Here is a 22,467-nt window from a genome sequence, read left to right as displayed (position 1 = left end):
ACGCAAAGCATGGCTGGTTTTTTCAAGAAGATATTTTCGTTCGGCAAGAAAGAGGTTGTCGAGGAGCCCGTCGACGAGACCGCCCCGCTGCCGCCGATCAAATGGGATGCGCTGGATTCGCTGAAGCCGGCGGCCGAGCAGACCGTTCCGGAATTCCTGAAGCGCGAGGCGGAAGCCGCCCCCCATCCTGCGCCCGAGGAGCCGAAGCCCGAGCCCGCTCCAACGACCCCGCCGACAGCGGAGCCGACCGCTCCGGCCGAGCCGGAGCCTCTGCCGGCACCAGAGCCTTTGGAGGAGCCTACTCCCGAGACACCCGCCGAAGCGCCGGTAGTCGAAGAGATTCCTGCCGTTCCTGCGGTTCCGGAGCCCGCACCGGCTGAGCCGGAGATCGTTCCGCCCCCTCCTGAGCCCGAGCCGGTCGAAGTGCCGACGCCGCCGGCCACGCAGCCATCTTCAGAGGCTGGCGCTGCCCCTCATCCGCCTGCCGGCACCGTCTCCGCGTATAGTGACGGGGAGAAGAACGCTGAACGCGACGCCGCGACGCCTCTCGCGGATACCGAAGAAGAAGCCTCGACGCCGACGCCCCCCTCTCCCCGTCCTTCACGGGGAGAGGGTAAGGGTGAGGGGCAGCGCCGACGCGCGCAGAGTGCCGCTGCGATTGCCAAAGCCGAGTCAGCGCCCGAGGAAGCTCCGGCAGCGGAAATCGCGCCGGCCATCCGCCAGCCATCGCCGGTTGAAGCACATCCGATCATCGCCGAAATCGCGCCGGAACTCGAACCCGCGCCGGCCCCTCACCCTCCCCTCGATGGGGAGGGTCGCCGCGAAGCGGCGGGGCGGGGCGATGGCGCAGACGCCGATCACCCCCGAGCTGCGCTCGAGACCTCCCCTATCGAGGGAGAGGTAAAGCCCGAACCACAACCCCTGCCCGAGCCACAACCCGTGCCTGGCAAGGTGACCGTCACCAAGAAGGTCGAGCAGAAGGCCGCACCGCAGAAGGCGGCAGAACCGGCACCGAGGCGCTCCTGGTTCCAGCGCATGAAGGAGGGGCTTGCCCGTTCTTCCCGCGAACTCACCGGCAACATTGCCGGCGTCTTCACCAAGCGCAAGCTGGACGAAGACACGCTGCAGGACCTGGAGGATGTGCTGATCCGCGCCGATCTCGGCATGGAGACGGCCTTGCGCGTCACCGACGCGCTGGCCGCCAGCCGTTACGGCAAGGACGTCTCCGACATGGAAGTGCGCGCCATCATGGCAGCCGAGGTGGAAAAGGTGCTGACCCCTGTCGCCATGCCCCTGGAGCTCGATCTCTCGCACAAGCCGCATGTCATCCTGGTGGTCGGCGTCAACGGCACCGGCAAGACCACGACAATCGGCAAGCTGGCGGCCAAGCTCACCGATGGCGGCCTGTCGGTAATGCTCGCCGCCGGCGACACCTTTCGCGCTGCCGCCATTGAACAGCTGAAGATCTGGGGCGAGCGGACGAAATCGCCGGTTATCGCCTCCAAGCTCGGCGCCGATGCCGCCGGCCTCGCCTACGACGCCTTCGAACGGGCAAAGGAGGCCGGCTCCGACGTGCTGATCATCGACACCGCCGGCCGCCTGCAGAACAAAACCGAACTGATGGCGGAGCTTGAGAAGATCGTCCGTGTCCTCGGCAAGCTGGATCCGGAAGCGCCGCACACCGTTTTGCAGACGGTCGATGCCACCACCGGCCAGAACGCGCTGAACCAGGTCGAGATCTTCCGCAATGTCGCTGGCGTCAACGGCCTGGTTATGACCAAGCTGGACGGCACGGCGCGCGGCGGTATTCTGGTGGCGATCGCGGCAAAGCACAGGCTGCCGGTCTATTTCATCGGCGTCGGCGAACAGGTCGACGACCTCGAACCTTTCTCGGCAAGCGAATTCGCCAGGGCGATCGCTGGAGTTGCGTAACGGCATGATCCCGAAGGTTGCAGACCTTCGATTGGATCGTGCGTAAGAAGGAAGATCATGAACCCACCCATTCTCGAACGCGATCCGTCCGACCCGCAGAAAGAGAAGAAGGAAGGCGTCAATCCGCTGCTCAAGCTGGTGCTGGAGCTCGGGCCGTTGATGGTGTTCTTCTTCGCCAATGCGCGCGGTGGATGGCTGGTGCAGAAATTCCCGGCCCTCGGCGAATTCGGCGGTCCGATCTTCGTCGCCACCGGCCTGTTCATGGCCGCCACCGCCATCGCGCTGATCGCCTCGTGGCTGCTGATCCGCACCTTGCCGATCATGCCGATGGTATCGGGCGTCGTCGTCTTCATCTTCGGCGCGCTGACGCTCTATCTGCAGGACGACATCTTCATCAAGATGAAGCCAACCATCGTCAACACGCTGTTCGGCGGTGTGCTGCTCGGCGGCCTTTTCTTCGGCAAGTCGCTGCTCGGCTATGTCTTCGATTCCGCCTTCAGGCTCGATGCCGAAGGCTGGAGGAAGCTAACCTTCCGCTGGGGCCTGTTCTTTCTGTTCCTGGCCCTCGTCAATGAGGTGGTTTGGCGGAATTTCTCCACCGATGCCTGGGTTACCTTCAAGGTCTGGGGCATCATGCCGATCACGCTTCTGTTCACCTTCAGCCAGATGCCGCTGATCCTGCGCCATTCGCTGGACGACAAGGCTGGCGGACAAGAGAAGGCCGGCAAGTAGGGAGAGGGCCATGGAATTCGTCACCACGCGCGACGAGCTGAGGACGATCTACAAGACGCCACGGCCGACCGACGGCTCGATCCGCAAGGAACTGAAGGCACTGGACGGCCACTGCCGCTCGTTCATCGGCAAAAGCCCCTTCGTGCTGATCGGCTCGTCCGACGGCGCCGGCAATGCCGACGTGACGCCGAAGGGCGACAGACCTGGCTTCGCCACCGTGCTCGACGACAGGACCATCGCCATTCCCGACCGGCCCGGCAACAATCGGCTGGATACGCTGGAGAACATCCTCCTCAACTCGTCGATCGGGCTGCTCTTCCTCATTCCCGGCATGAGCGAGACGCTGCGCGTCAATGGCGACGCCCGCATCACCGTCGACGCCGGATTGCGCGAGCGCCTCGCTGTCGATGGCAAGGAGCCGCAAAGCGTCGTCGTGGTCGCCGTCAAGGCTGCCTACATGCATTGTGCCAAGGCCTTCATGCGCTCCGATCTGTGGAAGCCGGAAACCTGGTACGACCGCGCGACGCTGCCAACGCTCGGCCAGATCCTGCGCGACCAGTTGGCGCTGGCCGATACCGCCGAGGCGACCGACCGCTGGCTGGACGACAGCTACAAGCAGAGCATGTGGTAAACTTCGCGGACACGATTCGTCCGGATTTCCCTTGCTGAACATCCTCGCCATTTCGGGCAGCCTGCGCGCCGCCTCCACCAATTCCGCCCTGGTCGCGGCACTGGCGCGCAACGCGCCATCCCGTTGCCGCGTAACCGTCTATGACGGGCTGGGTCGCTTGCCGATCTTCAACCCCGACGAGGAGGGCGAACGGACACCGCTCGAACCAGCCGAGCTGATCGACGCGGTCACCCGCGCCGACGGCGTGATCGTTTCCTGCCCGGAATATGCCCATGGCGTGCCGGGCGGGCTGAAGAATGCCCTCGACTGGCTGGTGTCGCGCGACGCCGCCGTCGACAAACCGGCCATGCTGGTGCATGCCTCGCCGCGCTCGCTGTTTGCCCGCGCCGCCCTGGCCGAGATCATGCGCACCATGTCGTTCGCGCTTTATGACGGAGTCCCGCTCGAGATCGCCCTGCTCGGCAACAAGCCACCGGACGTGGAAGCCGTCCTGCGGGAAAACCAGCTGGCGATGCGCGACGCGCTGTCCGCTTTCGCGGATTTCATCGCCAGCCGCTGAGCGGCCGCCAGGACGTCCTGTTCGTCGCCTCTGCCCGAACCCGGCTATCCGATCGTCTCCAGCCGTCGCGGCAGGCGGTTCATGGCGACAGGTCCGTCCGGCGTGATCAGGAATTGGTCCTCGAGGTTGAAGCTGGCGAGGCCGTCCATGTAGAGCGGGATCTCGAAGGCCAGCACCATGCCGGCCTCGATCGCGACATCGCTGCCGGCCGCGATGAACGGCCACTGTTCGGAGAACACCGATTGGCCGACGCCGTGCCCGAAATGGCCGCGGCGATAGGAGCGCAGGCCTTGGCGCGCCAGGCTTTCGGTGGCGACGCGGTGCACATGGCCGAGCGAATTTCCCGGCACAAGTGCCGCCAGCCCGTCCTCGAAGGCGCGCTCGGCCATGGCGTGCAGGTCGGCCTGGTCGGCGGATGGCGGACCGAAGGTGAAGTTGCGCGACATGTCGGAGGCGTAGCCGCCGACGGTGCAGACCATGTCGCATTTCAGCGGATCGCCGGGCATTGCCTTTGCATCCGCACCCTTGGCCCGGGCGCCTAGCGTCACATATTCGGCCGTCGAGACAGGATGCGACAGCCCTGCCGGGCCGCGGCGACGCCTTCGCGATAGAGCGCGATGAGGTCGGCCTGGCGCATGCCGGCCATGGCATCCACCCGCAGCCGGTCGAGCCCGGCTTCCGACAAGATGATACCTTGCTGAAGGAGCTCGATCTCGCGTTGCGACTTGATGGCGCGCAGCCTGTCGAGGACCGCCGAGCCGTCGACCATCGAAGAGTCCGGCAGCAACGCCTGCATGGCGGCAAAATCGGCGGCCGGGATGAAGTCGAGGTCGATGCCGAGCGTTGCGCGCCCCAGTCCGAATTCGGCAAGCATGGCTTGCAGCTGGCGCACCGAACTCGCGAGATCGAAGGTGGCGGGACGCGCGAAATCCGGCGCGCGGGCAAGCGTGGCCAGGCCTGCCTCGATGCGTTCCGCCAAGGGAATCCCTGGGCTTGCCATCTCAACCGGTGCCGATTCGATCCAGATCGGGTGCGCGCGCACGACTGCCTCGGGCGCGACGGTTCGCAATTGAGCTGCATTGAAGTCCGCCACCACGACCCCGATCGGCAGGTCGTGCCGGGCGGGGATGACGACAAAGCCGGCGCCCGCGCGCCGGAACAGCCCCGCCGGCCCGATCCATGACCCGGTCGCATAATGGAACGCCTCGGGCGCGCACAGGATTAGCGCCTCGATGCCGGCGCGGTTCATCAGCTGCGTGGCGCGCTCGCGGTCGACAAAGCCCGTCATGGTTTTCTCCGAATGTCCAAAGCGGCAACGGAGCATTCCGGGTATGGACAATCAAGCGGCAAGATGACGAGCCGCCGCGGGACGCAAGGGCAATCACTTCAGGCTTCGAATTGCCCCCCGTCAGCTTCTCCCGAGCATCGGCGCTTCGAAAGCTCGCCCCCGGTATGCGGCAGGACGGTTCGGTAGGTGGCGCCCGCGCGCCGGATTTATCTAAAGCTACCTCTTGGGCGCGGTTTGGCGAGAATGGGAGCCGTTAGCGGCTCATCCAAGACATCTCGATCGCCCCGAACGATACAACGATTCCGAGGGCTATTAACGCAATGCCCAAAGCACCTTCGAAGCGGCGGCTACGCTGCATCAGCTTCTCGACGAAGACGATCAGCGTTAAAAGCAGCATCCAGGCGACGCTCATGACGCCCGCCGAGACCAGAACGGCAAACAGCGCCCAGCAGCAGCCAAAGCAATAGAGCCCGTGGCGCAGCCCCATCTTGAGCGCGCCAACCCGCCCGTCGCGCCAGTGCTGCGCAACGAAAGCGAGCGGCGAACGGCAATGGCTGAGGCAAATGTGCTTAAGGGTCGTGAATTGATAGAGGCCGGCGACGCCAAGCGTGGCACCGAGCGCGAGCGGCGCCCATTTCGAACGTTGAGGCGGATCGAGGGTCGTCGCAAACTCGCTGCCGAACTGGACCAGGACATACACGAGAAGGCCCGCCGCCGACCAGACCAGCATGTAGCCTGCGACGAACACCCATGTCGGGATGGCCACGTGCCGTTCGCGCGTGGCTTGCGCCGCCGCGAACATGAAGATCATGGGCGCCGCGGCCGGCAGCATCATAGCCGCCATCATCACCGTCCATACAGCGAGAAAGACGGCTGCGCCGGCGAGTGACCAGCCGTCTGCGGCAATTCCGGCCATCGCCATGCCGGCCATGCCTTCCATGCCCTCCATCCCGCCGCGCACCGCAATGCCCATGGGCATATCCATGCTGAAGGTCTGGTAGAGGGTAAGCGCCCACGCCGCCGCTGTCAGCACGACGAACGATGCGAGAAGGCCGAGCGGCATGCCACTCAAATTCCGGAGCCGCCACGATTTCCTGGGCAACGCATCAGGCATCGGCACGCCCTAGTTGGGGCCGGTCCAGTCGAACGGAATGTGCTTGCTTGAGCGGGCCGTACCCGTCCAGTCAAGCCCGAAGCCTTTGGTGCTCGCCTCGACAGAACGCCCCCAAGTGGCAACCTGGCCCGGGCCGACCTTCGAGCCTGGCGGGTTAATCGTCTGCACCCGCTTGCCGGGTGGTGTTGTGGGACCGGAAAGCGCTTCCGCGCGCCCGACGACGAGGCCAGGAATCTCGACCCGCCAAGTGGCGAGGTCGCCCGCCACCTCGAAGGTGATGGGCACGAACTCCATGCCACGCATCTCGCCGATATTGGCGGCAAAGCCCGCCGGCCAGCCGCCGGCCTGGCCGCCGAAGATCGCCCGCAGGGCTTCGCGCTGCCGCTCGTTCGCCTTCTCGTCGAGGTACATGCCCATCACGGCCTTTGCCTCGCCGGCCCATAGATTGCCCTCGAACTCGCCGAGCGCCACCAGCGTCAGGCCGTCGAGCTTCACGTCGCCGTACTGACCCTCGCGCACATGCCAGGCGAGCACGCCCTGGCAGTGATTGCCGGTCGGCCGCTGGGCGAACTCGCAAGGGCAAGGGATGTCGCAGCTGCAGATGTCGAACCAGTCGCCTGCGAGCCGCCATTGAGGAACTGCATTCATGGCTCTTCCTCCTGGAAATCCAGGGCCATTTATACATCGAAGGCTGGACGCACTCCAGAAGTTCGTGCGTCGCTCGCCGATCCCCCGCTGAATCCGGAACCCCAGCCCCGCGATTGCGTGGCACGGTTCTTGCTGTCGTAGTTTCAGGCACGCCGGGCGCAAAGACGCTGTTCCAGATCGACACCGGCATGTGAGGTTGGGAATGTCGCGCAGTGGGCGGAAAAGCATCGTGGCGCAGTTGGCATCAGCGTTTCGAAAGTTTGCGGCGCCATGCGACACGGCAAGAGATCAGGAGGGATAAGGGACGGCTTCACCGCGCGCTCACGCGGCGCACGGTGGGTCGAAACGCATTCAAGTTGCCGACTACCCAGGTTGGCTACACAATGCTCCCCGGCACTCCCCCGGACCCAGACAGCAAAAAGGCCCGGTTACCCGGGCCCTTTATGCTTTTCAAATCTAAAGAAGATTTGGAGCGGGTGAAGCGATTCGAACGCTCGACCCCAACCTTGGCAACCCGTTGATTCGGCGACACTTCTCGCCGCAAGCCGTAACCTATTCAGCCAGAAAATGATTGTCCAACCCTCCGGGGAGCGGAACACTCTGTCCCACGGAGTTCCGTCGAAAACCGCGCCTTGCGGCTCCCCTCGGAAACCCGGCAAACAATCGACTCAAGCAACCCGAACGATCGGGGGAGCAAATGGCTATGACGAGTAAGAGACGGCTGACGAACCAGGTACTTGAACGCATGACGGCCCCCAAAACAGGGCGACTGGAGATCGGTGACGATTTATGCCCCGGCTTAATCCTGCGCGTCTCTGAGCACGGCGCGAAATCGTTCTCGGTGATCTATAGGGTTCTCGGCGAGGGCGGTGGGACCGAAACAGGTCGCTTGCTGACAGGCAAGCAACATCGGATTACGCTTGGCCAATGGCCGGTAGTCAGCCTGGGAGAGGCGAGAGAGCGGGCCCGGGCGGTCTTGGGGAAGGCCGGTGCCGGCGCAGACCCGCGAGCCGAGGCAGCGTCCAGCGTTCGAGAGCGCCGAGCGAATACATTCTCGGCAGTGTTGGAGCGACACATCAGGCAAGACGCAGCAAGGACGATATCGAGCTGGCAGAACGTGGAGAGAGTACTTCGCCTCCATGTCGTTCCGCGCTTGGGCGACATGCCGATGGCAGACATTCGCCGTGCCGATGTCCACGAGATAATCGATGACCTTGTGACCAGCGGCCGGATCGGCACAGCCCGCGAAGTGCGGAAGCGAATGTCGCGCATTTTTAACTGGGCAACGGATCGCGAGATCATCTCCTTGAATCCGCTGAGCGGCATGAGGCGTGTTGACCTGGCCCGCAACACAGAGGCCGGGCGCGCCCTGACCGATGTGGAGCTTCGATCCATATGGTCGGCGGCCGAAGAAATGCGGTATCCGTTCGGTTCGCTCTACCAATTCCTGATGCTTACGGGTCAACGACGAGCGGAGTGGGCATTCAGCCAGCGCTCCGAAATCGACACGGCAAACCACTGGCTGGACCTTGGGAAGGAGAGGTTCAAAAGCCGTCGCGAGCACATCGTGCCGATGTCGGACAACCTATGGGCCCTGTTCGAGCGGTTGCCGGTCTGGGCCGGCGCCAACGATTATTTTGTGTTCTCGTCCCGCCATGGTCGAGTCCCTGTGGCCGGCTTCTCGCAAGGCAAGCGAACATTGGACGAGCTGGCCCAGGAATACATGCGGAAGGAGCTGGGTAAGCCTGATGCAGTCCTTCAGCACTACCGGATCCATGATTTTCGGGTGACTTGCGAAACACGGCTGGCCCACCTCGGCTTCAACCAGGAAATCCGGGACGCAGTCCTCGGTCATCATGCCAAGCCGGGCCTGCAGAAAACCTATAACAAGCATGATTACCTGGAGGAGAAGCGGCGGGCGTTGCAAGCCTATGCGGAGCATCTGCTGGCAATCGTGCGCATAAACAAGTCTCACCAAGCTATCGCTGCCTAGGGTTGGAAGGCGGTAGCGACAGCTCGACCGTGGTCTTGAACTTCGGGAACTGAGTCCGTCCAGGTCGCAAGCCACTCCCTGTAGCTGCATGCTGCAAATGCCACGGCGGACCCCGCTACTTCGGTGCCAAATCTGGCTATCTCTTCGCGATGATGGCGGAACAACTCTCCCGCCTTCATGGCCGTCGACGAGGGCTCGGCATATAGGTAAAGCAATATCGGACGTTTTCGCCGTCGCTTTGATTCAGTGATGAGGCCGAAGGCGTGTTTCACCAGCTGGGTGGCATCAAGCTGGACGAAACCTGTGTCGCCGCTGCGAAGTTGGTCGCGCATACGCTCGTCATGCATTTCGTCGCCCCACACGGGGCGGTCATAAGCACTGGAGAGTTTGACTCGCTTTCGGTCTCGGTAAGGTTCGTGTCGCTTCGATTCGACACCTATGATTGCCGTGGCGGTTTCGACCATGGCGTCTAGCCAGGGGTGTTTGCCACCTCGCCACGGAAAGCGGGCGCAGTACTCGACCTCGACACTGATTGGCGGCCAATCGGCGTGGAAGCCAGAAAACGCCGGCAACAATTCCGAACGCTCGATGAACCAGCCGAACGTGTTAACAGCCAAGGCCGCAGAACTGTTTGGGCTTGCCAGCTTGCCGCTGCCGATCTCGTTTCCGCCGGCCCTATTCAGCCGAGATAAGACGTGTTGAATTGGCACCCCAGGCAAAAAGTCACAGCCGGCAGTAGACGCCATTTTGGTCGAGCCCCAATAAGTCGGCGACAAGGAACCACGACTATGGCAGATCGACCTACGCCAAAAAAGCCTCCCGCGAACGGTGCTAGGTCTGGATCGGCCGCCAGCAAACCGCCGCGGAAACCGACGCTGGATCTGGTGCGCGCGGTCGAGGACGAGGTTGCTCGTGACCCATATTTCATTCAGCAATCCTCGGCCATCGACGAGTGGCGAGAAGAAACGCGCCTCGGGGTCGAGGAGGTGAACCGCCGGCTTGTCACAGCGCATTCCATACCCGACGCACAGGCGCACAAAAGACTCGTCCTTGAGCTTCAGGACATTATGCTTCAGCCGTCGGCAGTCAGCTTGTCACCTGACAGCTGGCGCGTCCCAAAGGGCGCGGAGGGCTGGAAGGATACCCGCGAAAGGCAGTTGGAACCAATCCACGCGCGAGTTGCCGCCCTCATCACGCTGATAGATGGCGCACTGTCGAACGAAACATTCATGGCGGCGCTTCGGGTGGCTGACCCCGCCGCCCGTTTCCCAGACGCCTTTAAGGGTCTCCATGATCTCGAAGAAATCGTCTGCGCCGCTATGAGCATCCGAAGTTCGGTCGATGAGGAACAATCGCCGCGTGGCGGAAACCGGCCCAACCCGGATTGGATACTCGAGTTCGGCAAGGCGGCGCAGCGATATCGGTACACTCACATAAGCAAAAGAGGCACACGACCGGCCTTCGTCGCGAGGGGCTACCCTGACGAAGGAGGCAACGCCATCACACGGTGGATGATAGACCTCTATAAGGCCATTTTGCCGAGCATGAACAAGAATTATTCCATGTTCCGTACCGAGCTTCAGACCCTTCGCGCCTATAAGGGCAGCGGGGTCGAATCGGACCCCACTTAACGTGCACAGCCAAGACCGGAAAAGCCTGCGAAGGTTGCGCCCATCAGAAACGAACTGGAGGCGCGATGGTGCCAGGTTGCCGGTATGGGGTGGTTCTCCCACCTCCGGCCCGGCAACGTTCGTTATCCGGCGTCGGCAAAGGTGGTTTCTCGCACGCCTCCGTCGACAAAGCTCGGGCAACGGGGTGTTAGCGAGCCCCAATAACCGCAATATTTTGGATCCTGCCGTTGCGGCAAGTTCCGCTCCGTCGCCCGAACGGAGTAGAAGTAGTGGCAGAGCGTTTCATCAGCATGGACGAGGTCATAAGCCGCGTCTGCTTTTCCAGGACCCACATTTATCGCAAGATCGCCGACGGCAGCTTCCCTCGCCAAGTGCCGCTTGGCGGGCAGAAGGTCGCCTTCCTGGAGCGAGAGATAGAGCAATGGATCGTTAGCCGACTACAGGCGCGCGATCACGATGGCGAGCGGACGGCGCGCACCGAACGCGGCCGGAGCCTCGCCCTTGGCAAGGGGGTTGGCCGATGAACGCCTCCATAGACATTTCGGCTTCGGAATTTGTCCAGGTCGAGGACGTCATCCGATTTCTGCTGCTGCTCCATCCGGAAGGGCCCTGGGTCCTGTGGGCGAAGGACGCAGCCCCGCGATGGGATCGCAGAGGGCCCTGGCAATGTGCCCGAGCACTTCTTCTCCATCACAGCTATTATAGGTTTGCCTCGGCCGCGCGTGCCTTGAATGACAGATCTCTCTGGCCGACCGCTCCAAGACGCGGGGCATTTAGCGCCATAACCCCCTTATGGCCGCAACCGTCGACGTCCAGGCAACCAGAGCGCCGGCCACCAGTCGACGAACCCAACTAGGCCTCGGTGGTGCAAGGCGCACAGCGTCTTGGACATCCCGCCTTTGCACGGCGGCAATGGCCTCAGGTGATATCGAACTTGCCCATAGAACACGGTTGTCAGAGACGATGTAATGCGACCGGCAAGGAAAACTCCAGTTGCCAACGGAAGGGGTCAGCGAGATCCTGCCATTTCGTTCGACTACGCCCCATTTGGCGGGATTCAGCGGCGTCACCACTTCAAGACCGCAGCCGCAGCAGCACAGATGGGTGGCCGTCGAAAAGCGACGTGAGATGTACAGGACGCCCGCCTCGACATCGTCGGGGGTGTATTCGACGAACCTGGGTTGAAGACGATCAGCCGACGCCATCAGGTCCCTCGGTGATGATTTCGCCGCTTGCGATGGAGTAGCCGAGGTAGACCGACTGCCGACTATCCCGATAAATCGTCGCCAGCTTCTTCCATTGAATAACCGCCAAGGCGGCGTTCAGCGCGTTTAGCTCGGCGATCTGGATGTTGCTGGTATATTCATTGGCACCGCCGGCGTCGTCGGCATAGGAAATATGCGGCGCAGCCAGGTGGCGGGTTTCGGGCGTGCTGACGGTGACACGTACGATGCCCCCAAGGCGCCCGTCGTCGACTGTCACGCCCATGCCGGCGTCGACGAACGAGATGCCATTGGCCACGAGATAGTCAATGACTGCGCACTTGGCGGGACCGACATCCATGCAGACGAAAACAAAATCGAGGCCGGCCAACGCCGCGACGTTCGTCTCATCAAGAAAAAATGCATGAGGTTTGATTCCACGGTGCAAGCGCGAATAAATAGCAGCAAACCGGTCGACCTTCAGCGCGCCCTCGCTCAGTTCGTCTAGGCTGGCAGCACCTGGTGCTCGGAATGCGTTGTGCTGCGAAAACACATCTCCATCGAAGGTGTGGATTTCGGCGGCAGAGGTCTTCGCGACGAGATCAAGGATGTAGGTGCCCGTACCGCCGAGGCCCGCAATGCCGATCTTTTGTCCGGCAACCTTCGAGTTAATCGCGCCGATACCCGCGCGGCTCGTTGCCGTGTCAACATACTGGAACGCTGACTCCTCAGCCTCCGCTGCGATGGCTGGAAAAATCCGGGCTGTGGCGGTGTCTGTCGGACTTCGCATCCGCACGCGATCTCAAAGAATTTAATGTCCGGATAGAGAAGGAGGCGCCTGCCTACCGTCCCACAGAATCGGCCAAAGGAAAAAAGGGCATGCTCTTGTTGCGTTTCAGCGGGGCAGCTTCCGCAATCGAAACGTCACATTCCGTGTCTTTGTTTGAGCGGGTTGTCCAACAGCTCTGTCATCGGGCGGATTTTCGGAAGGAAAGTCGAAAGGCGCTCTTTTACCACATCTTGGATATCGCAAAAGCTGATGCTCGATATGGAAAACATATCAATTTGAAAGCCACGCCGTCGCAGATCGCCGTACGGGAAGGTGAACAGAATCGCATTGCCATTTACCATTACTATCCTGAGACAACCGGAGGGCGATCGTCGGTCGAGCTTTTCGATCTGAAGGCCGACTATGATGAACGTCTGATCTCATTCGGCGGCTCGGATAAGCAGCGAATAAGTGCCGACTATGATGTGGCCTATTTCGACTTCCGTGTTCATCCAGATCAGGGGGAGAACTCGACGAATATAAGCATTGTTGGCGCACCGCTGTCTGAGCACGGCCTCACCACAAAGGTCGATTTCACGATAGACATCGTAAGAAGCTGGCAGCGGATTGTTTGGAGGTTCGGATTCCTTTGGCTCGGGTTATCCGTCGCCACGTTAAGTGCCTACTATTTCGGGCTCGATCAGAATCAAGATGCATCCTATCTCGGCATGACCTTGATTGTCGTCGCTTCGTTCTTCGCCTCTGTAGGTGCATTCAGCAACATAAGAACGAACTTGTGACTCCCCCGTGCGCTCCCCGGCGCCAGACAGCAAAAAGGCCCGGTTACCCGGGCCCTTTATGCTTTTCAAATCTAAAGAAGATTTGGAGCGGGTGAAGCGATTCGAACGCTCGACCCCAACCTTGGCAAGTGTGTGCTCCATGGGTTACGCAGGGATGCTAGGGTTTATGTAGCGCCAGAACTTCCCCGAAAAGCAATAGCTTAACGGGCTTCTTCGGGTTATAGTGGGGTACACCGGTTTACGCAATCGGTGCTGCCCGCGTGCTGCCCCGAGATTTGACGTGCTATCCAAGACCAAGCTCACCGATGCTGTTGTTGCCCGTGCCGCGCTGCCTCCTGGCAGATCGGAGGCCGTCATTTGGGACACCGAAGTGACCGGATTCGGCCTGCGGCTTCGTGGCGGCGCCCGCACCTATATCGTTGCGTATAGACCGGCCGGCATGGGCCGGGCCGCCAACAGCAAGCGCATCAGGCTCGGCACTCCGGAAACTATCCGGACCGTGGCAGACGCGCGGAAGCTCGCGTTCGCAACCTTGGGCAAGGTGGCCGCGGGGGGAGATCCATCGAAAGATCGGGCGGAGGAAAAGCGTCGCGAGAAGGCACGGATGTCGAAGCTGCTCGATCGCTACGAGGCCGACCTGAAACGGCGCAACTACGTCGCCTGGAAGATGGTCCTGAGCGTCTTGCGGAGACGGCTGAAGAAACATGCGGACAAAGACATCGCGGAGCTTAAGGGCACCGATTTCGCAGCTATCATTGAGGCTCTGGAGCGATCCGGCATGCAGGGTGCCGCCGATGAATTCCGCTCGCGCTGCCGCGCATTTCTGGCCTTCTGCCAGGTGAAGGCGAAGGTGATCGACAGCAATCCGCTCTACGGATACCGCCGGCAACGCGCGACCAGGTCGGACCGCCTGACCAAACAGCGGCACGGGCGAGCTCTATCAGACGACGAGATCGTTCGGGTATGGAACGCTGCGAAGACCGACACAGTTTTCGGCCGCTTCGTTCGCTTCCTCATCCTTACGGGCTGTCGCCGCGGCGAGGGTGCAGGGCTCGAGCGGAAGATGGTGGACCGGACGGACCCAAAGAAGATCGTCATCAATCTGCCGGCAACATTCGTGAAGCAAGGGCGCGGGCACACCATAGGCGTGTCTAAGCAGTTGGACGCGCTTTTCGCCCTCTGCCCGGTCGACTCGCGGTCCGACCTGATGTTCCCGTCTGTCCGCACCGGCGAGGCGATGAGCGGCTGGAATAAGATGACGGCGGCTCTCGTGAAGGATTGCGGCGTGGACTTCACCTTCCACGATCTTCGCCGGACATTCCGCACCGGTCTGAGCCAACTGGGGATCGACACGGAGACGGCCGAGTTGTCCCTGGGCCATGCTCGGGAGAACCTAATTGAAATCTACGTCAGGGACAACGGCGCGGAGCGCGTCCGCACAGCGTTCGAAGCCTGGTCAACCCATGTCGATCGCGTCGTAAAAGGTGCGCAGGCGTCCCCCGGAGCTTTTGGATGACGGCGAAGTTTGGCGACATCGTTGGGAAGGGGAAGTTACAAGCCCCAGCGTCAAGCGATGGATTCGACATATTGATCGCACTGGCCGCCAGATACGATGTCGAGCCGACCGATCTCTTGGAACGGCTTTCTGGATCGGATGTGCTGGCGAAGATATGCCGAGATGTGTTCGGGCTTCCTGGTTCACAGAAAGGCCCCGGGCGCGAGCCGGACGACGATCTGAACTGGCGCCTATTTCGCTTTGTTATCGAATATCGTCTCCGGCATCGTGCAAGCCTAAATGAGGCCATCCGCGAATGGGTGGCGGTCAACGGCGGCGACAACGAAAAAGGAACTGCCGAAGGTAACGCCCGTAGGAGGTACAAGCGCCAATTTAAAAAATGGGGCTCAATCGACACCCTTCAGATGCTTTATATGGAGCGCCCGCCAGAGGGGACATAATTCGCGGCGGTTTGTGTCCCTGCTACCGCGGGTTCCTCTCGGCTACGGTTGATCAATCAACAAACGATCGACTGGACCGCCCCATGCCATCGCTGCCGCAAAACACGCCCAATCTCGCCGCCTTGCCGGCGGATGCCTTGCTTACCCGTAAGCAGATGTCGGCACTGTCGGGCTTCACCGAACAAGCCTTCAAGAAATGGGCACGCCTCCGCCGCGGACCCAACGTCACGGTCATCGAGGGTCGGCCGCGTTATCGCGTTGCTGATGCTCGCGCCTGGCTTGGGAGCGCCCGATGAGCCTCTTGCAGCGCGCCCTGGTCGAGATACCCCGCGGTCCCGACGACATCGTCGAGTTGTTCGGACCTGCCAGGGTGAGAGAGATCACTATTGCCGCGCTACGAGCCACCGGATGCCCGCTGGAGAGCGACCCCGAAACTGTCGAGCGGCTAATCGGATACGCGACCAAAGTCGACGTCGAGCCGTGGCTTAGGAAGTGGCAGAAGTCCTTCGAACCAGCCAGCCAGGGGCGACCGCGCACAGACCTTTTCGAAACCGTCATCTACACAGCGGCGCTGTACCGCTTCAGGGGCACGACCAGAAACCCGGCCGCGGCCGCCGCCAGGTGGTTGGGCGAGCCCGCGACTAAGGACAAGGTTGAGAAGCGCGACCAGAAGTTCAGGCGAATCTTTGGTCGGGTCTATGAGCATGTCGGCCTATCGCGCGCGCTCGGTGTTGAGCGATCCGCCGAACTCCTGCTTGACGTGATCGTCGACCTCGAGCGGCTGGACGCCAAGATGGCCGACGAGCGAACGGCTGGACTTCGCGCCAAAAAGTCGGCCCGACATGCGTGTTTTTCGGCGCGACTTCCGCCGGCAAATTGATCGCCCTCAACAAGGAAGGCGACCATCATGCAGATTCAGAAATCCGAATACGTGCCTTGGCGCGACCGCGCGTTTGTTTCAGTCGCGGAGGCGGGCGAGATCGTTGCCCGGTCATCTGATTGGGTTCGCAACCGCATCGGCGAAGGCCGGCTTCACGGTTGCCGGGTGACGCCAGGCGGCCCGCTCGTCGTCAGCGTGCGCAGCCTTCTCGATCTCGTCGACAGTGCTTTGCTTGCCGCGCCGCCAGCGCGCGGGCCACGCCTCTATCTCGCTATCGACAACACCTAGAAATGCGAAGGCCGGCCCCGCGCCAACGGGAACCGGCCAAGAAGGTATCCGCGCCGTGAACATAGCCCAAAAGCCGCCTTCCGCGCAACCGAGTGTCTTCGGCGATATCCTGAAGACGCGGACCCCAGACAGCCAACACGACAAAATTCGAGAGTTGTTTCCTGCTGCTCCCGAACCCGTCGAGCAGAAGCAAATTTCGTTCTCGGTGTTGGAGAGCAGCGGCGCGCTGGCGAAGACCTTCAGCGTCGACATCTCGACGGGTAAGCCTGTCAGTTCGCGGAGCCCCGGCGTGGCGACGGGGCAAGCCCGCCGTATATCGCTTGCCGGCAGCGCGCCAGAGATCGCCGCTGCATTTGCGGAGCAATTAAAGTGCCTCGGCCCTCGCGAAGCCCTCGTCCTGGTTCCGCCGCCGGCAGGAGCGGAAACTGCGCAGATCGTCACTGCGGCCATGCTGGACGCCGGGTCAGACGCGATCTCGCGAAGCAAGAGCTTCTTCGTGCATCGGGAGTGCCCGGCCGTGCTCGGCCTCGACTTCGATGTGAAGGACTGGCCCGCCGCGATCAGGGATCGTGTGGCGGTAACCCCAGGCCAAATAACCGGCGTTCTCGCATCGGTGTTTCCCGAGTTCGGTGCAGTCTGCACGGTTCTTCGGCCTTCATCATCGACCGGGGTCGTTAATTCCCAGAACGGGCTGACGACGGGCGCCAACAGCGGGCAGCACCGCTACATCTTCGTCACCGACGGGTCGGATATCGCGGCCTTTGCCGACAGGCTCTTCGCGCGGCTGGTGCTGGCTGGATTTGGCTTCCCGTTCATTACCAAGAATGGCGCGGTGTCGGTCCGCACGCTGATCGACAAGATCGCGACCAAGGGGCCGGAGCGGCTGTGGTATGAGGCTGACGCCCTACTCGACGACGTGCGGCTTGCCTATCAGCCAGGAGCTCGCGAGCCCCGCATAATAAACCCCAACGGTAGTTTCTTGGACACCCGAAGGTTCGCGGCGCTCTCGGCGGAGGAAGAATCGGAATTCGCCCGCCAGGTCGATGAGATCAAGAGTTCTTGCGCATCAGAGGCTCAGGCCATTGCCGGCCATTATCGCACCGCCGAGGTTGATCGGTATGTTTCGGCCGGTGAGACGCGCGTCACGGCAGAGCGCATCGTTTCCGCTGCATTGGAGCGGTCCGACTTGATGGGTGGCTTCCAGGTCAATCTCGACGATGGCCGGCGCGTAACTGTCGCCGAGATCCTTGCAGACCCCGAGGAGTTCCATCGCAAGACCTGTGCGGACCCGATCGAGCCCGAGTACGGCGGCGGCCGAAACAAGGCGATCATCTATACCGACGGCGCTTACCCTCATATTGCCAGCCAGGCCCACGGCGGCGCGGACTATCGACTGGTGCCGGACTTCGCCGCGCTCTACTATGAAAAGCCTCCTCGAGGCGGGATGAGCGTCGTCACAGGATTAGTCGATCCAAAGTCGCTGCCGGTCCGCACCTTCTTGATTGAGCCGCGGCTGCCGGTCGGCGACGTAACGCAGTGTGTCGGCGAGCCTGGTATCAGCAAATCGACTTTCGCCATCCGGGACGCGGTGATCGTCGCAACGGGGAATCGGGATGTGCTTCGCGGCGCCAACGGCGAGAGCCACGAGTTGCTGCATAAGGCCGGCGCTGTCTTGGTCTACAATGCCGAAGATCGGCTGAGCGAGATGGAGCGCCGCCTGGCGGCCTGTCAGCAATATCTGCGGCTGAAGCCCGAGGACATGAAGCACCCGATTATCCTGTGGTCCGGTGTTGACGGCGAAACGTTGACGATCATGCATCGACCGGACGCCCGAAAGCCGCTGTGCCGCGCCCCAGGCGCGGATCTGTTGGAAGCAAGAATTGTCGAGCACAAGCCGTTGCTCGTCGTGCTCGACCCGCAGGTTAGTCTGATGTCGGGCGGCGCCGAAAACAACAATGACGACATCAACGCCCTTTTGCAGGAGATCGCCAACATCGCCGCCAAGCATGGCTGCTGCATTGAGATCCTGCACCATACGAGCAAGGCGAGCCGCGATCACCGGGGCGACATGGGCGCCGGCCGTGGCGCCTTTGCTGCCGTCGGCAAGGTGCGCAGTGCCTTCACGCTGACGAACGTCACTGGCGAGGACGATGAGAAGGCTTGGGGCGTGTCGCCCGCCGATCAGTTGATCCGGCTCGACTACGCCAAGGTGTCTCACAATCGGAAGCCGACAGAGCCAACCGTCTTTCGTCGGTTGAGCGTGCCCGTGAACAATGGGGTGGGTGTTCCCCGCGGTGCAGCGGCGGCGCTCTTTCAAGATGACCCAGCCGAACGCCTGAAGGCCGAGGGCGACTTTGCCCCGGTGCTAGAATTGGTGGACGTGAAGAGCCGTGTTGGGGCAGCACGCGACGTTTCCGACGACGAGGCGCTGAATGTCGCCCGGATAGTCGACTCGGTGATGGCCGGTTTCGACGAGTGCAATCTGTCCGGCATCTGGGCGACGGTTGGTGAACATCTTCGGCGGGAAGGCCTAATCAAGGCCAAACAGCGGCCGGCTGTTACGGGGTACGTGACCGCAATCATTACGGGAGCCGGACGCGTAATCCAGCGCGGTGGACAAGATGTCCGACTTCGCGTGTTCAAAAAGAAGGATGGCGATACTGCGCCTTGGTTTGTGCGCCGTGAGCCCGTCGAGGCTGGTGCGTGATGAAAACGCTTGTCGGTCCTTATCGTCAGCCTGTCGGCGATAAGCAAAACAAGCAGCAAAATCAGGCATTTAAGCTGCATGTCGCCAGCTTGTCGGTGCTTGTTTTCTGGAAACAAGAAACAAGGCACCGAAAAACCCAACCATTTCAATGCTTGTTTGCTTGTCGGTGCTTGTCGCTACTACGTAGGGGGTTGTCGGACCGACAAGCCCGACCCCCGTACGGTAGACGGGCGGTTTTTGGAATACCTCATGAACTCTTCACAGGAAACCAGCCATGAAGAGAAAGCGGCCGCAACGCGCGCCAACGGCGTGGCAGTCATCCGCGCAATGGCGGATGATCGGGTCGGCGGCCATTCGCGAGTGGAACGCCAAGCGGTCCAATCTTCCTAAATGCAATGCCGCGCGGAAGAGCGACCGCGAGCCGTGCCGGCTGATCGCGATGGAGAACGGCAAGTGTTTCATCCACGGCGGCCGGACCCCGCGCGGCGAAGAGTGGCATCGAACGCAATGGCCCGACGGAAAATCGCCTGATGCCGAAAGGAAGCTTCGGAAGAAATTGGCCGAGCGGGAGCGCGCGGCAAGGAAACGCTCAACGCGCCTGGCCGCAATGTCGCCCGAGGAGCTCGAGCGGCATAGGGCCTGGCACGCTGCCCGCACACCTGGCAGCGCGGCCGTGCGCCAACGCAAGCGCGACGAGCGTAAACAGGCCGCAGAGATCCGCGCCATGTTGGAGCGGCCGCAGCCGGCGCCAACCGGCGAAGGGGCGGAACTGGAAGAGCAGATAGCGGCGCTGCGGGCTGAACTCGAGGCGCTCGGCGTCGACCAACAGAAATCAATTGGGGCATTCGCATGAGCAACAACGACGACAGCGAGCTTGACGATTTCGACGGCGACGATGAGGCCGTGCGGGCTGAGATAATCCGGCGCGCGAGGGTTGAAGGCATAAAGGTCGCATATGAAAGCGCGCTGGAGATATGCCGCGACAAGGCACAGACAGCTGTCGCCAGGGCCTCGTCGCAACGGACGCTGTTGCAGATCGGCGGCATGCTCGATCGAGCGGACCGCAACGCAAGCGTCGCGAAAGATGCCGCCGAAATGGACGGCGACGAGTTGAGGCAGGCAACTGAGGCTGTCTTGCGGAAACGGCAACGTGCCGTCGCCGCTTCAAAGCCGACCGGCGGCGCCTTCGATTAGTGCGGCTCTTTCGCGGCCATGCTCCAATCCTGAAGATAGGCTCTAACCGAGGTTTCCAAGAGAGACGCGGGCAAGATCATCGCGAATAAGTGGAGCGAGGCCAAGCCTGGCGGGTTCAAGCGATGATCGATTCTCACGTCCCACATGCGCGCGAGATCCATCCCCGCTGTTTCCGCGTACTGCGCCCTGAAGTCTCGTGTCAAAGCGCGGTAGCGCGGAAGCTGCTCCGCTGCGAACACTAGCTGCACCAGCATCATCTGAACCCCGGTTTCGGGGATTTGGGAGGGATGAAGAATGTCCCATTGAGCCGTTCCGGGCTTGTGCATCGTGAAACGTGACAACTCGGGCATTTCTGTACTCCTTACGCTACAACACACGTTGAGGCCCGCTGCGGGGAGCAGCGGGCCGTGGAAACTTGGTAAGCTCGGCGTGGCGCGCCTAATTGGCGGCGCCGGCCTTCACATACTCATGCCGGCGAAGCAGATCGGAGCAGCGTTCCCGGATGAGTGCGCTCGCCGAGTGCAGCCGCATGGCGTCGACCTCGTCGATTAGCTCTGCCATTGCCGCAGGATCGGCACATTCCCTTTCAGCACGGCGCAATTCGGATGCAATCTGAAAGAACAAAGCAGCTTCGTTCTGGCATGTATTCGGTGTCATCGTTTTTCTCCGCTTTTCTGTTTGGGTGATGATAGTAACAAGCCGTTGACCAACGTCCGTCAACAGCTATTTTTTGTTGATCTTGTTGACCGTTATTGATCGCAAGCCGTCGCGCTCGAATCGCGCAAAGCATTGGCCGGATTGCTTTGTTTGGTGAAGAGAGTGGAAAAAAGTTGATCTTGATGATAGGTCGTTGATCTCGGATGCTGATCGGGGGATAGCTTGGCCATCACGGAACCAACAGTTTATGTGCCGCTGGGCCTGTGCGTCGCCTATGTGGCGTGGCGATTCTTCGCCCCATCGTTCTTCATGAGCCGCGAGCTCGCGCGCCACGCTCGGATAGATGCGCGGCGCAATTATGAGCGCGGCAGGCTCGCGGAGGCCCTGGCGCCGCTCGAGCCACGGGTCGGCGCGAGTGAGGTCGATGCGGCGATCGACCGTTATCTGAATGGGCGTTGACCCGGAAAACGCCACAAAACACGGCTCTGCTTGCAAGCCGCTACCATGTCGACGACCTAAGCCTCTGATATCGCTGGCCGGACAACAGTATCAATATTGCAGTTGGTAGCGCCTTGCCCTCCCGGCGGGGGACAACTTCATGCCCTGGCTAGGTAGCGCCAGGGTAGATGAAAGGCAAAAGGGCGAGGGGCGATCTGGTGAGCGCGGCAGGGCTGCGCCTGGCCGACATGTGGCCGCAGCCCGGGTGCCACCCCTCGGCACACCCCAAACCGCGCGGCCGGAACCCCGGCGGAGGCCAGAAGGAATTTGCGGTCGTTTCAAACTTCGAACTGCAAACCTCGCCGAAAGTCGCTCGATATTTCCGATTTTTCCGCGCTATGGACCGCCGTACCGTCATCATCGGACAACCGGATCCGAGCCGATGCCGATCGAACACATCATTCCTTACGCCGATGACGGACACGCTGAAGGCGATCCGCCGAGCCGCGATGTGATCGACTTCGACGAACAGATCGACCGGTTCATTTTCAGCTTCTGCAAGGTGACGCTGCCGCACGTCGACGTCCCTTTTGAACTTTCCTGGGTTTTGGGGTGCCTCCGTAAATATCGACCGCCGTTCCAGTTGGACGTCGAACGGCGGGACAAGCTGATCAAGGCAATCGCAGACGCCGCCGTTGCCATCGTTCGCCGGCTTCCGAATTATCAGCCGGGCAGTGTCATCGTTTTCATGAGCGCCGTGGCCGTGATCGTCGAGCATTGGGCCGAAGACGAGCACCAGCAGGCGGCCCACCATCCGCATCGGATCCAAGACGCTCGGCTGCGCGTGAAGATGTTCGAACGCGATCTCTGCAACATTGCGGACTACGCCTGGCTCCAGCAACGCAAGGCGCAGCGCCAGCGGGAACTCATTCGCGATCTGGTCGCAACAGCGAGATGCCACGGCGCCGAGAAGGTCGCCGCTTGATGCTGGTTTTCAACACAGCACCGGTGTATATTTTGGTTGCCGGAACACTCGCGGACCTCGGGC

General features: G+C 61.7%; 28 protein-coding genes. 19 read left to right on the top strand and 9 right to left on the bottom strand.

Annotation, left to right across the window (positions count from 1 at the left end):
• Positions 1-9 precede the first annotated feature (9 nt).
• The 4 genes from ftsY to NKJ26_RS13060 are packed head-to-tail and all read left to right on the top strand — an operon-like array spanning position 10 to position 3,854.
• Positions 10-1,932, top strand: a complete 1,923-nt coding sequence (ftsY, locus tag NKJ26_RS13075) for a signal recognition particle-docking protein FtsY (RefSeq protein WP_352695597.1) — start codon at positions 10-12, stop codon at positions 1,930-1,932.
• A gap of 57 nt (positions 1,933-1,989) precedes the next feature.
• Positions 1,990-2,664 carry a septation protein A gene (locus tag NKJ26_RS13070; RefSeq protein WP_352603001.1) on the top strand — a complete coding sequence of 225 codons (675 nt, stop codon included), beginning with the start codon at positions 1,990-1,992 and terminating at the stop codon, positions 2,662-2,664.
• A 10-nt stretch (positions 2,665-2,674) separates the two neighbouring features.
• Positions 2,675-3,295, top strand: a complete 621-nt coding sequence (locus NKJ26_RS13065; protein WP_352695596.1) for a pyridoxamine 5'-phosphate oxidase family protein — start codon at positions 2,675-2,677, stop codon at positions 3,293-3,295.
• A 31-nt stretch (positions 3,296-3,326) separates the two neighbouring features.
• Complete coding sequence (locus tag NKJ26_RS13060; RefSeq protein ID WP_352603005.1) at positions 3,327-3,854, top strand: NADPH-dependent FMN reductase; 528 nt, start codon at positions 3,327-3,329, stop codon at positions 3,852-3,854.
• Between the two features lie 44 nt (positions 3,855-3,898).
• Here NKJ26_RS13060 and NKJ26_RS13055 read toward each other — a convergent pair whose 3' ends face one another.
• The 4 genes from NKJ26_RS13055 to NKJ26_RS13040 form a co-directional block, all read right to left on the bottom strand.
• A complete protein-coding gene (locus tag NKJ26_RS13055; protein WP_352695594.1) occupies positions 3,899-4,360 on the bottom strand; it encodes a M24 family metallopeptidase in 462 nt (153 codons plus the stop codon).
• A 38-nt stretch (positions 4,361-4,398) separates the two neighbouring features.
• On the bottom strand, positions 4,399-5,142 hold the full coding sequence (locus NKJ26_RS13050; protein WP_352695593.1) for an aminopeptidase P family N-terminal domain-containing protein: 744 nt from the start codon (positions 5,140-5,142) through the stop codon (positions 4,399-4,401).
• A 253-nt stretch (positions 5,143-5,395) separates the two neighbouring features.
• Entirely contained in the window at positions 5,396-6,205 is an 810-nt protein-coding gene (locus NKJ26_RS13045) for a DUF2182 domain-containing protein (protein ID WP_352695591.1), read from the bottom strand.
• A 60-nt stretch (positions 6,206-6,265) separates the two neighbouring features.
• Complete coding sequence (locus tag NKJ26_RS13040) at positions 6,266-6,904, bottom strand: DUF1326 domain-containing protein (RefSeq protein ID WP_352695590.1); 639 nt, start codon at positions 6,902-6,904, stop codon at positions 6,266-6,268.
• A gap of 697 nt (positions 6,905-7,601) precedes the next feature.
• Here NKJ26_RS13040 and NKJ26_RS13035 point away from each other — a divergent pair.
• Positions 7,602-8,897 carry a tyrosine-type recombinase/integrase gene (locus tag NKJ26_RS13035; RefSeq protein WP_352695589.1) on the top strand — a complete coding sequence of 432 codons (1,296 nt, stop codon included), beginning with the start codon at positions 7,602-7,604 and terminating at the stop codon, positions 8,895-8,897.
• On the opposite strand, the gene NKJ26_RS13030 is transcribed toward NKJ26_RS13035, so the two are convergent.
• Positions 8,894-9,643: a PGN_0703 family putative restriction endonuclease gene (locus NKJ26_RS13030; RefSeq protein ID WP_352695588.1), complete on the bottom strand. Its 750-nt coding sequence runs from the start codon at positions 9,641-9,643 to the stop codon at positions 8,894-8,896. The two genes, NKJ26_RS13035 and NKJ26_RS13030, sit on opposite strands and share 4 nt — an antisense overlap.
• 42 nt (positions 9,644-9,685) lie before the next feature.
• On the opposite strand from NKJ26_RS13030, the gene NKJ26_RS13025 reads away from it, so the two are divergent.
• Entirely contained in the window at positions 9,686-10,528 is an 843-nt protein-coding gene (locus NKJ26_RS13025; RefSeq protein ID WP_352695586.1) for a hypothetical protein, read from the top strand.
• A 269-nt stretch (positions 10,529-10,797) separates the two neighbouring features.
• A complete protein-coding gene (locus NKJ26_RS13020; RefSeq protein WP_352695584.1) occupies positions 10,798-11,052 on the top strand; it encodes a helix-turn-helix transcriptional regulator in 255 nt (84 codons plus the stop codon).
• A 249-nt stretch (positions 11,053-11,301) separates the two neighbouring features.
• Here the strand turns inward: NKJ26_RS13020 and NKJ26_RS13015 are convergent, their stop codons facing one another.
• Complete coding sequence (locus tag NKJ26_RS13015) at positions 11,302-11,733, bottom strand: ubiquitination-like system serine protease family protein (protein WP_352695582.1); 432 nt, start codon at positions 11,731-11,733, stop codon at positions 11,302-11,304.
• Positions 11,720-12,520, bottom strand: coding sequence for a ThiF family adenylyltransferase (locus NKJ26_RS13010; protein WP_352695580.1), 801 nt, complete (start codon positions 12,518-12,520; stop codon positions 11,720-11,722). Before NKJ26_RS13010 ends, NKJ26_RS13015 begins: the two co-directional genes overlap by 14 nt.
• A gap of 89 nt (positions 12,521-12,609) precedes the next feature.
• Between NKJ26_RS13010 and NKJ26_RS13005 the strand changes: the two genes are divergently transcribed.
• The 10 genes from NKJ26_RS13005 (at position 12,610) to NKJ26_RS12960 (ending at position 20,324) form a co-directional block, all read left to right on the top strand.
• Complete coding sequence (locus tag NKJ26_RS13005) at positions 12,610-13,299, top strand: hypothetical protein (protein ID WP_352695578.1); 690 nt, start codon at positions 12,610-12,612, stop codon at positions 13,297-13,299.
• 280 nt (positions 13,300-13,579) lie between these two features.
• Positions 13,580-14,815: a tyrosine-type recombinase/integrase gene (locus NKJ26_RS13000; protein WP_352695577.1), complete on the top strand. Its 1,236-nt coding sequence runs from the start codon at positions 13,580-13,582 to the stop codon at positions 14,813-14,815.
• Positions 14,812-15,255 carry a hypothetical protein gene (locus NKJ26_RS12995; protein WP_352695575.1) on the top strand — a complete coding sequence of 148 codons (444 nt, stop codon included), beginning with the start codon at positions 14,812-14,814 and terminating at the stop codon, positions 15,253-15,255. The genes NKJ26_RS13000 and NKJ26_RS12995 overlap by 4 nt, the downstream gene beginning before the upstream one ends.
• An 83-nt stretch (positions 15,256-15,338) precedes the next feature.
• Positions 15,339-15,551 (top strand): hypothetical protein, encoded by a 213-nt coding sequence (locus NKJ26_RS12990; RefSeq protein WP_352695574.1) that lies wholly within the window; start codon positions 15,339-15,341, stop codon positions 15,549-15,551.
• A complete protein-coding gene (locus tag NKJ26_RS12985; protein WP_352695572.1) occupies positions 15,548-16,135 on the top strand; it encodes a hypothetical protein in 588 nt (195 codons plus the stop codon). The genes NKJ26_RS12990 and NKJ26_RS12985 overlap by 4 nt, the downstream gene beginning before the upstream one ends.
• Before the next feature lie 27 nt (positions 16,136-16,162).
• The gene (locus NKJ26_RS12980) at positions 16,163-16,423 is read left to right on the top strand and encodes a hypothetical protein (RefSeq protein ID WP_352695570.1); all 261 of its coding nucleotides are present in this window, start codon (positions 16,163-16,165) and stop codon (positions 16,421-16,423) included.
• A 55-nt stretch (positions 16,424-16,478) separates the two neighbouring features.
• Positions 16,479-19,130, top strand: coding sequence for an AAA family ATPase (locus NKJ26_RS12975; RefSeq protein WP_352695568.1), 2,652 nt, complete (start codon positions 16,479-16,481; stop codon positions 19,128-19,130).
• Between the two features lie 9 nt (positions 19,131-19,139).
• The gene (locus NKJ26_RS12970; protein WP_352695566.1) at positions 19,140-19,520 is read left to right on the top strand and encodes a hypothetical protein; all 381 of its coding nucleotides are present in this window, start codon (positions 19,140-19,142) and stop codon (positions 19,518-19,520) included.
• A gap of 49 nt (positions 19,521-19,569) precedes the next feature.
• Entirely contained in the window at positions 19,570-19,983 is a 414-nt protein-coding gene (locus tag NKJ26_RS12965) for a hypothetical protein (protein WP_352695564.1), read from the top strand.
• A complete protein-coding gene (locus tag NKJ26_RS12960) occupies positions 19,980-20,324 on the top strand; it encodes a hypothetical protein (protein WP_352695563.1) in 345 nt (114 codons plus the stop codon). The genes NKJ26_RS12965 and NKJ26_RS12960 overlap by 4 nt, the downstream gene beginning before the upstream one ends.
• On the opposite strand, the gene NKJ26_RS12955 is transcribed toward NKJ26_RS12960, so the two are convergent.
• Both NKJ26_RS12955 and NKJ26_RS12950 read right to left on the bottom strand, forming a co-directional pair.
• On the bottom strand, positions 20,321-20,674 hold the full coding sequence (locus NKJ26_RS12955) for a hypothetical protein (RefSeq protein WP_352695562.1): 354 nt from the start codon (positions 20,672-20,674) through the stop codon (positions 20,321-20,323). The two genes, NKJ26_RS12960 and NKJ26_RS12955, sit on opposite strands and share 4 nt — an antisense overlap.
• Before the next feature lie 88 nt (positions 20,675-20,762).
• A complete protein-coding gene (locus tag NKJ26_RS12950; protein WP_352695561.1) occupies positions 20,763-21,044 on the bottom strand; it encodes a hypothetical protein in 282 nt (93 codons plus the stop codon).
• 159 nt (positions 21,045-21,203) lie between these two features.
• Here NKJ26_RS12950 and NKJ26_RS12945 point away from each other — a divergent pair, with 159 nt between their 5' ends.
• Both NKJ26_RS12945 and NKJ26_RS12940 read left to right on the top strand, forming a co-directional pair.
• Positions 21,204-21,440 carry a hypothetical protein gene (locus tag NKJ26_RS12945; protein ID WP_352695559.1) on the top strand — a complete coding sequence of 79 codons (237 nt, stop codon included), beginning with the start codon at positions 21,204-21,206 and terminating at the stop codon, positions 21,438-21,440.
• A 421-nt stretch (positions 21,441-21,861) separates the two neighbouring features.
• A complete protein-coding gene (locus NKJ26_RS12940; protein WP_352695557.1) occupies positions 21,862-22,404 on the top strand; it encodes a hypothetical protein in 543 nt (180 codons plus the stop codon).
• Positions 22,405-22,467: the final 63 nt, after the last annotated feature.

Origin of the sequence: Mesorhizobium sp. M0152, assembly GCF_040322415.1 — a bacterium.
Classification (GTDB): Bacteria; Pseudomonadota; Alphaproteobacteria; order Rhizobiales; family Rhizobiaceae; genus Mesorhizobium.
This window is presented reverse-complemented; position numbering and strand designations above follow the sequence as displayed.

Coding starts and splice junctions, on each gene's coding strand:
- NKJ26_RS12985 (WP_352695572.1), top strand. CDS start 15,548: ATGAGCCTCTTGCAGCGCGCCCTGGTCGAGATACCCCGCGGTCCCGAC.
- NKJ26_RS13050 (WP_352695593.1), bottom strand. CDS start 5,142: ATGACGGGCTTTGTCGACCGCGAGCGCGCCACGCAGCTGATGAACCGC.
- NKJ26_RS13040 (WP_352695590.1), bottom strand. CDS start 6,904: ATGAATGCAGTTCCTCAATGGCGGCTCGCAGGCGACTGGTTCGACATC.
- NKJ26_RS13045 (WP_352695591.1), bottom strand. CDS start 6,205: ATGCCGCTCGGCCTTCTCGCATCGTTCGTCGTGCTGACAGCGGCGGCG.
- NKJ26_RS12980 (WP_352695570.1), top strand. CDS start 16,163: ATGCAGATTCAGAAATCCGAATACGTGCCTTGGCGCGACCGCGCGTTT.
- NKJ26_RS12995 (WP_352695575.1), top strand. CDS start 14,812: ATGACGGCGAAGTTTGGCGACATCGTTGGGAAGGGGAAGTTACAAGCC.
- NKJ26_RS12955 (WP_352695562.1), bottom strand. CDS start 20,674: ATGCCCGAGTTGTCACGTTTCACGATGCACAAGCCCGGAACGGCTCAA.
- NKJ26_RS12990 (WP_352695574.1), top strand. CDS start 15,339: ATGCCATCGCTGCCGCAAAACACGCCCAATCTCGCCGCCTTGCCGGCG.
- NKJ26_RS13030 (WP_352695588.1), bottom strand. CDS start 9,643: ATGGCGTCTACTGCCGGCTGTGACTTTTTGCCTGGGGTGCCAATTCAA.
- NKJ26_RS13025 (WP_352695586.1), top strand. CDS start 9,686: ATGGCAGATCGACCTACGCCAAAAAAGCCTCCCGCGAACGGTGCTAGG.
- NKJ26_RS13015 (WP_352695582.1), bottom strand. CDS start 11,733: ATGGCGTCGGCTGATCGTCTTCAACCCAGGTTCGTCGAATACACCCCC.
- NKJ26_RS13065 (WP_352695596.1), top strand. CDS start 2,675: ATGGAATTCGTCACCACGCGCGACGAGCTGAGGACGATCTACAAGACG.
- NKJ26_RS13035 (WP_352695589.1), top strand. CDS start 7,602: ATGGCTATGACGAGTAAGAGACGGCTGACGAACCAGGTACTTGAACGC.
- NKJ26_RS12940 (WP_352695557.1), top strand. CDS start 21,862: ATGCCGATCGAACACATCATTCCTTACGCCGATGACGGACACGCTGAA.
- NKJ26_RS12965 (WP_352695564.1), top strand. CDS start 19,570: ATGGAGAACGGCAAGTGTTTCATCCACGGCGGCCGGACCCCGCGCGGC.
- NKJ26_RS13070 (WP_352603001.1), top strand. CDS start 1,990: ATGAACCCACCCATTCTCGAACGCGATCCGTCCGACCCGCAGAAAGAG.
- NKJ26_RS13005 (WP_352695578.1), top strand. CDS start 12,610: ATGCTCTTGTTGCGTTTCAGCGGGGCAGCTTCCGCAATCGAAACGTCA.
- NKJ26_RS12960 (WP_352695563.1), top strand. CDS start 19,980: ATGAGCAACAACGACGACAGCGAGCTTGACGATTTCGACGGCGACGAT.
- ftsY (WP_352695597.1), top strand. CDS start 10: ATGGCTGGTTTTTTCAAGAAGATATTTTCGTTCGGCAAGAAAGAGGTT.
- NKJ26_RS13010 (WP_352695580.1), bottom strand. CDS start 12,520: ATGCGAAGTCCGACAGACACCGCCACAGCCCGGATTTTTCCAGCCATC.
- NKJ26_RS13055 (WP_352695594.1), bottom strand. CDS start 4,360: ATGCCCGGCGATCCGCTGAAATGCGACATGGTCTGCACCGTCGGCGGC.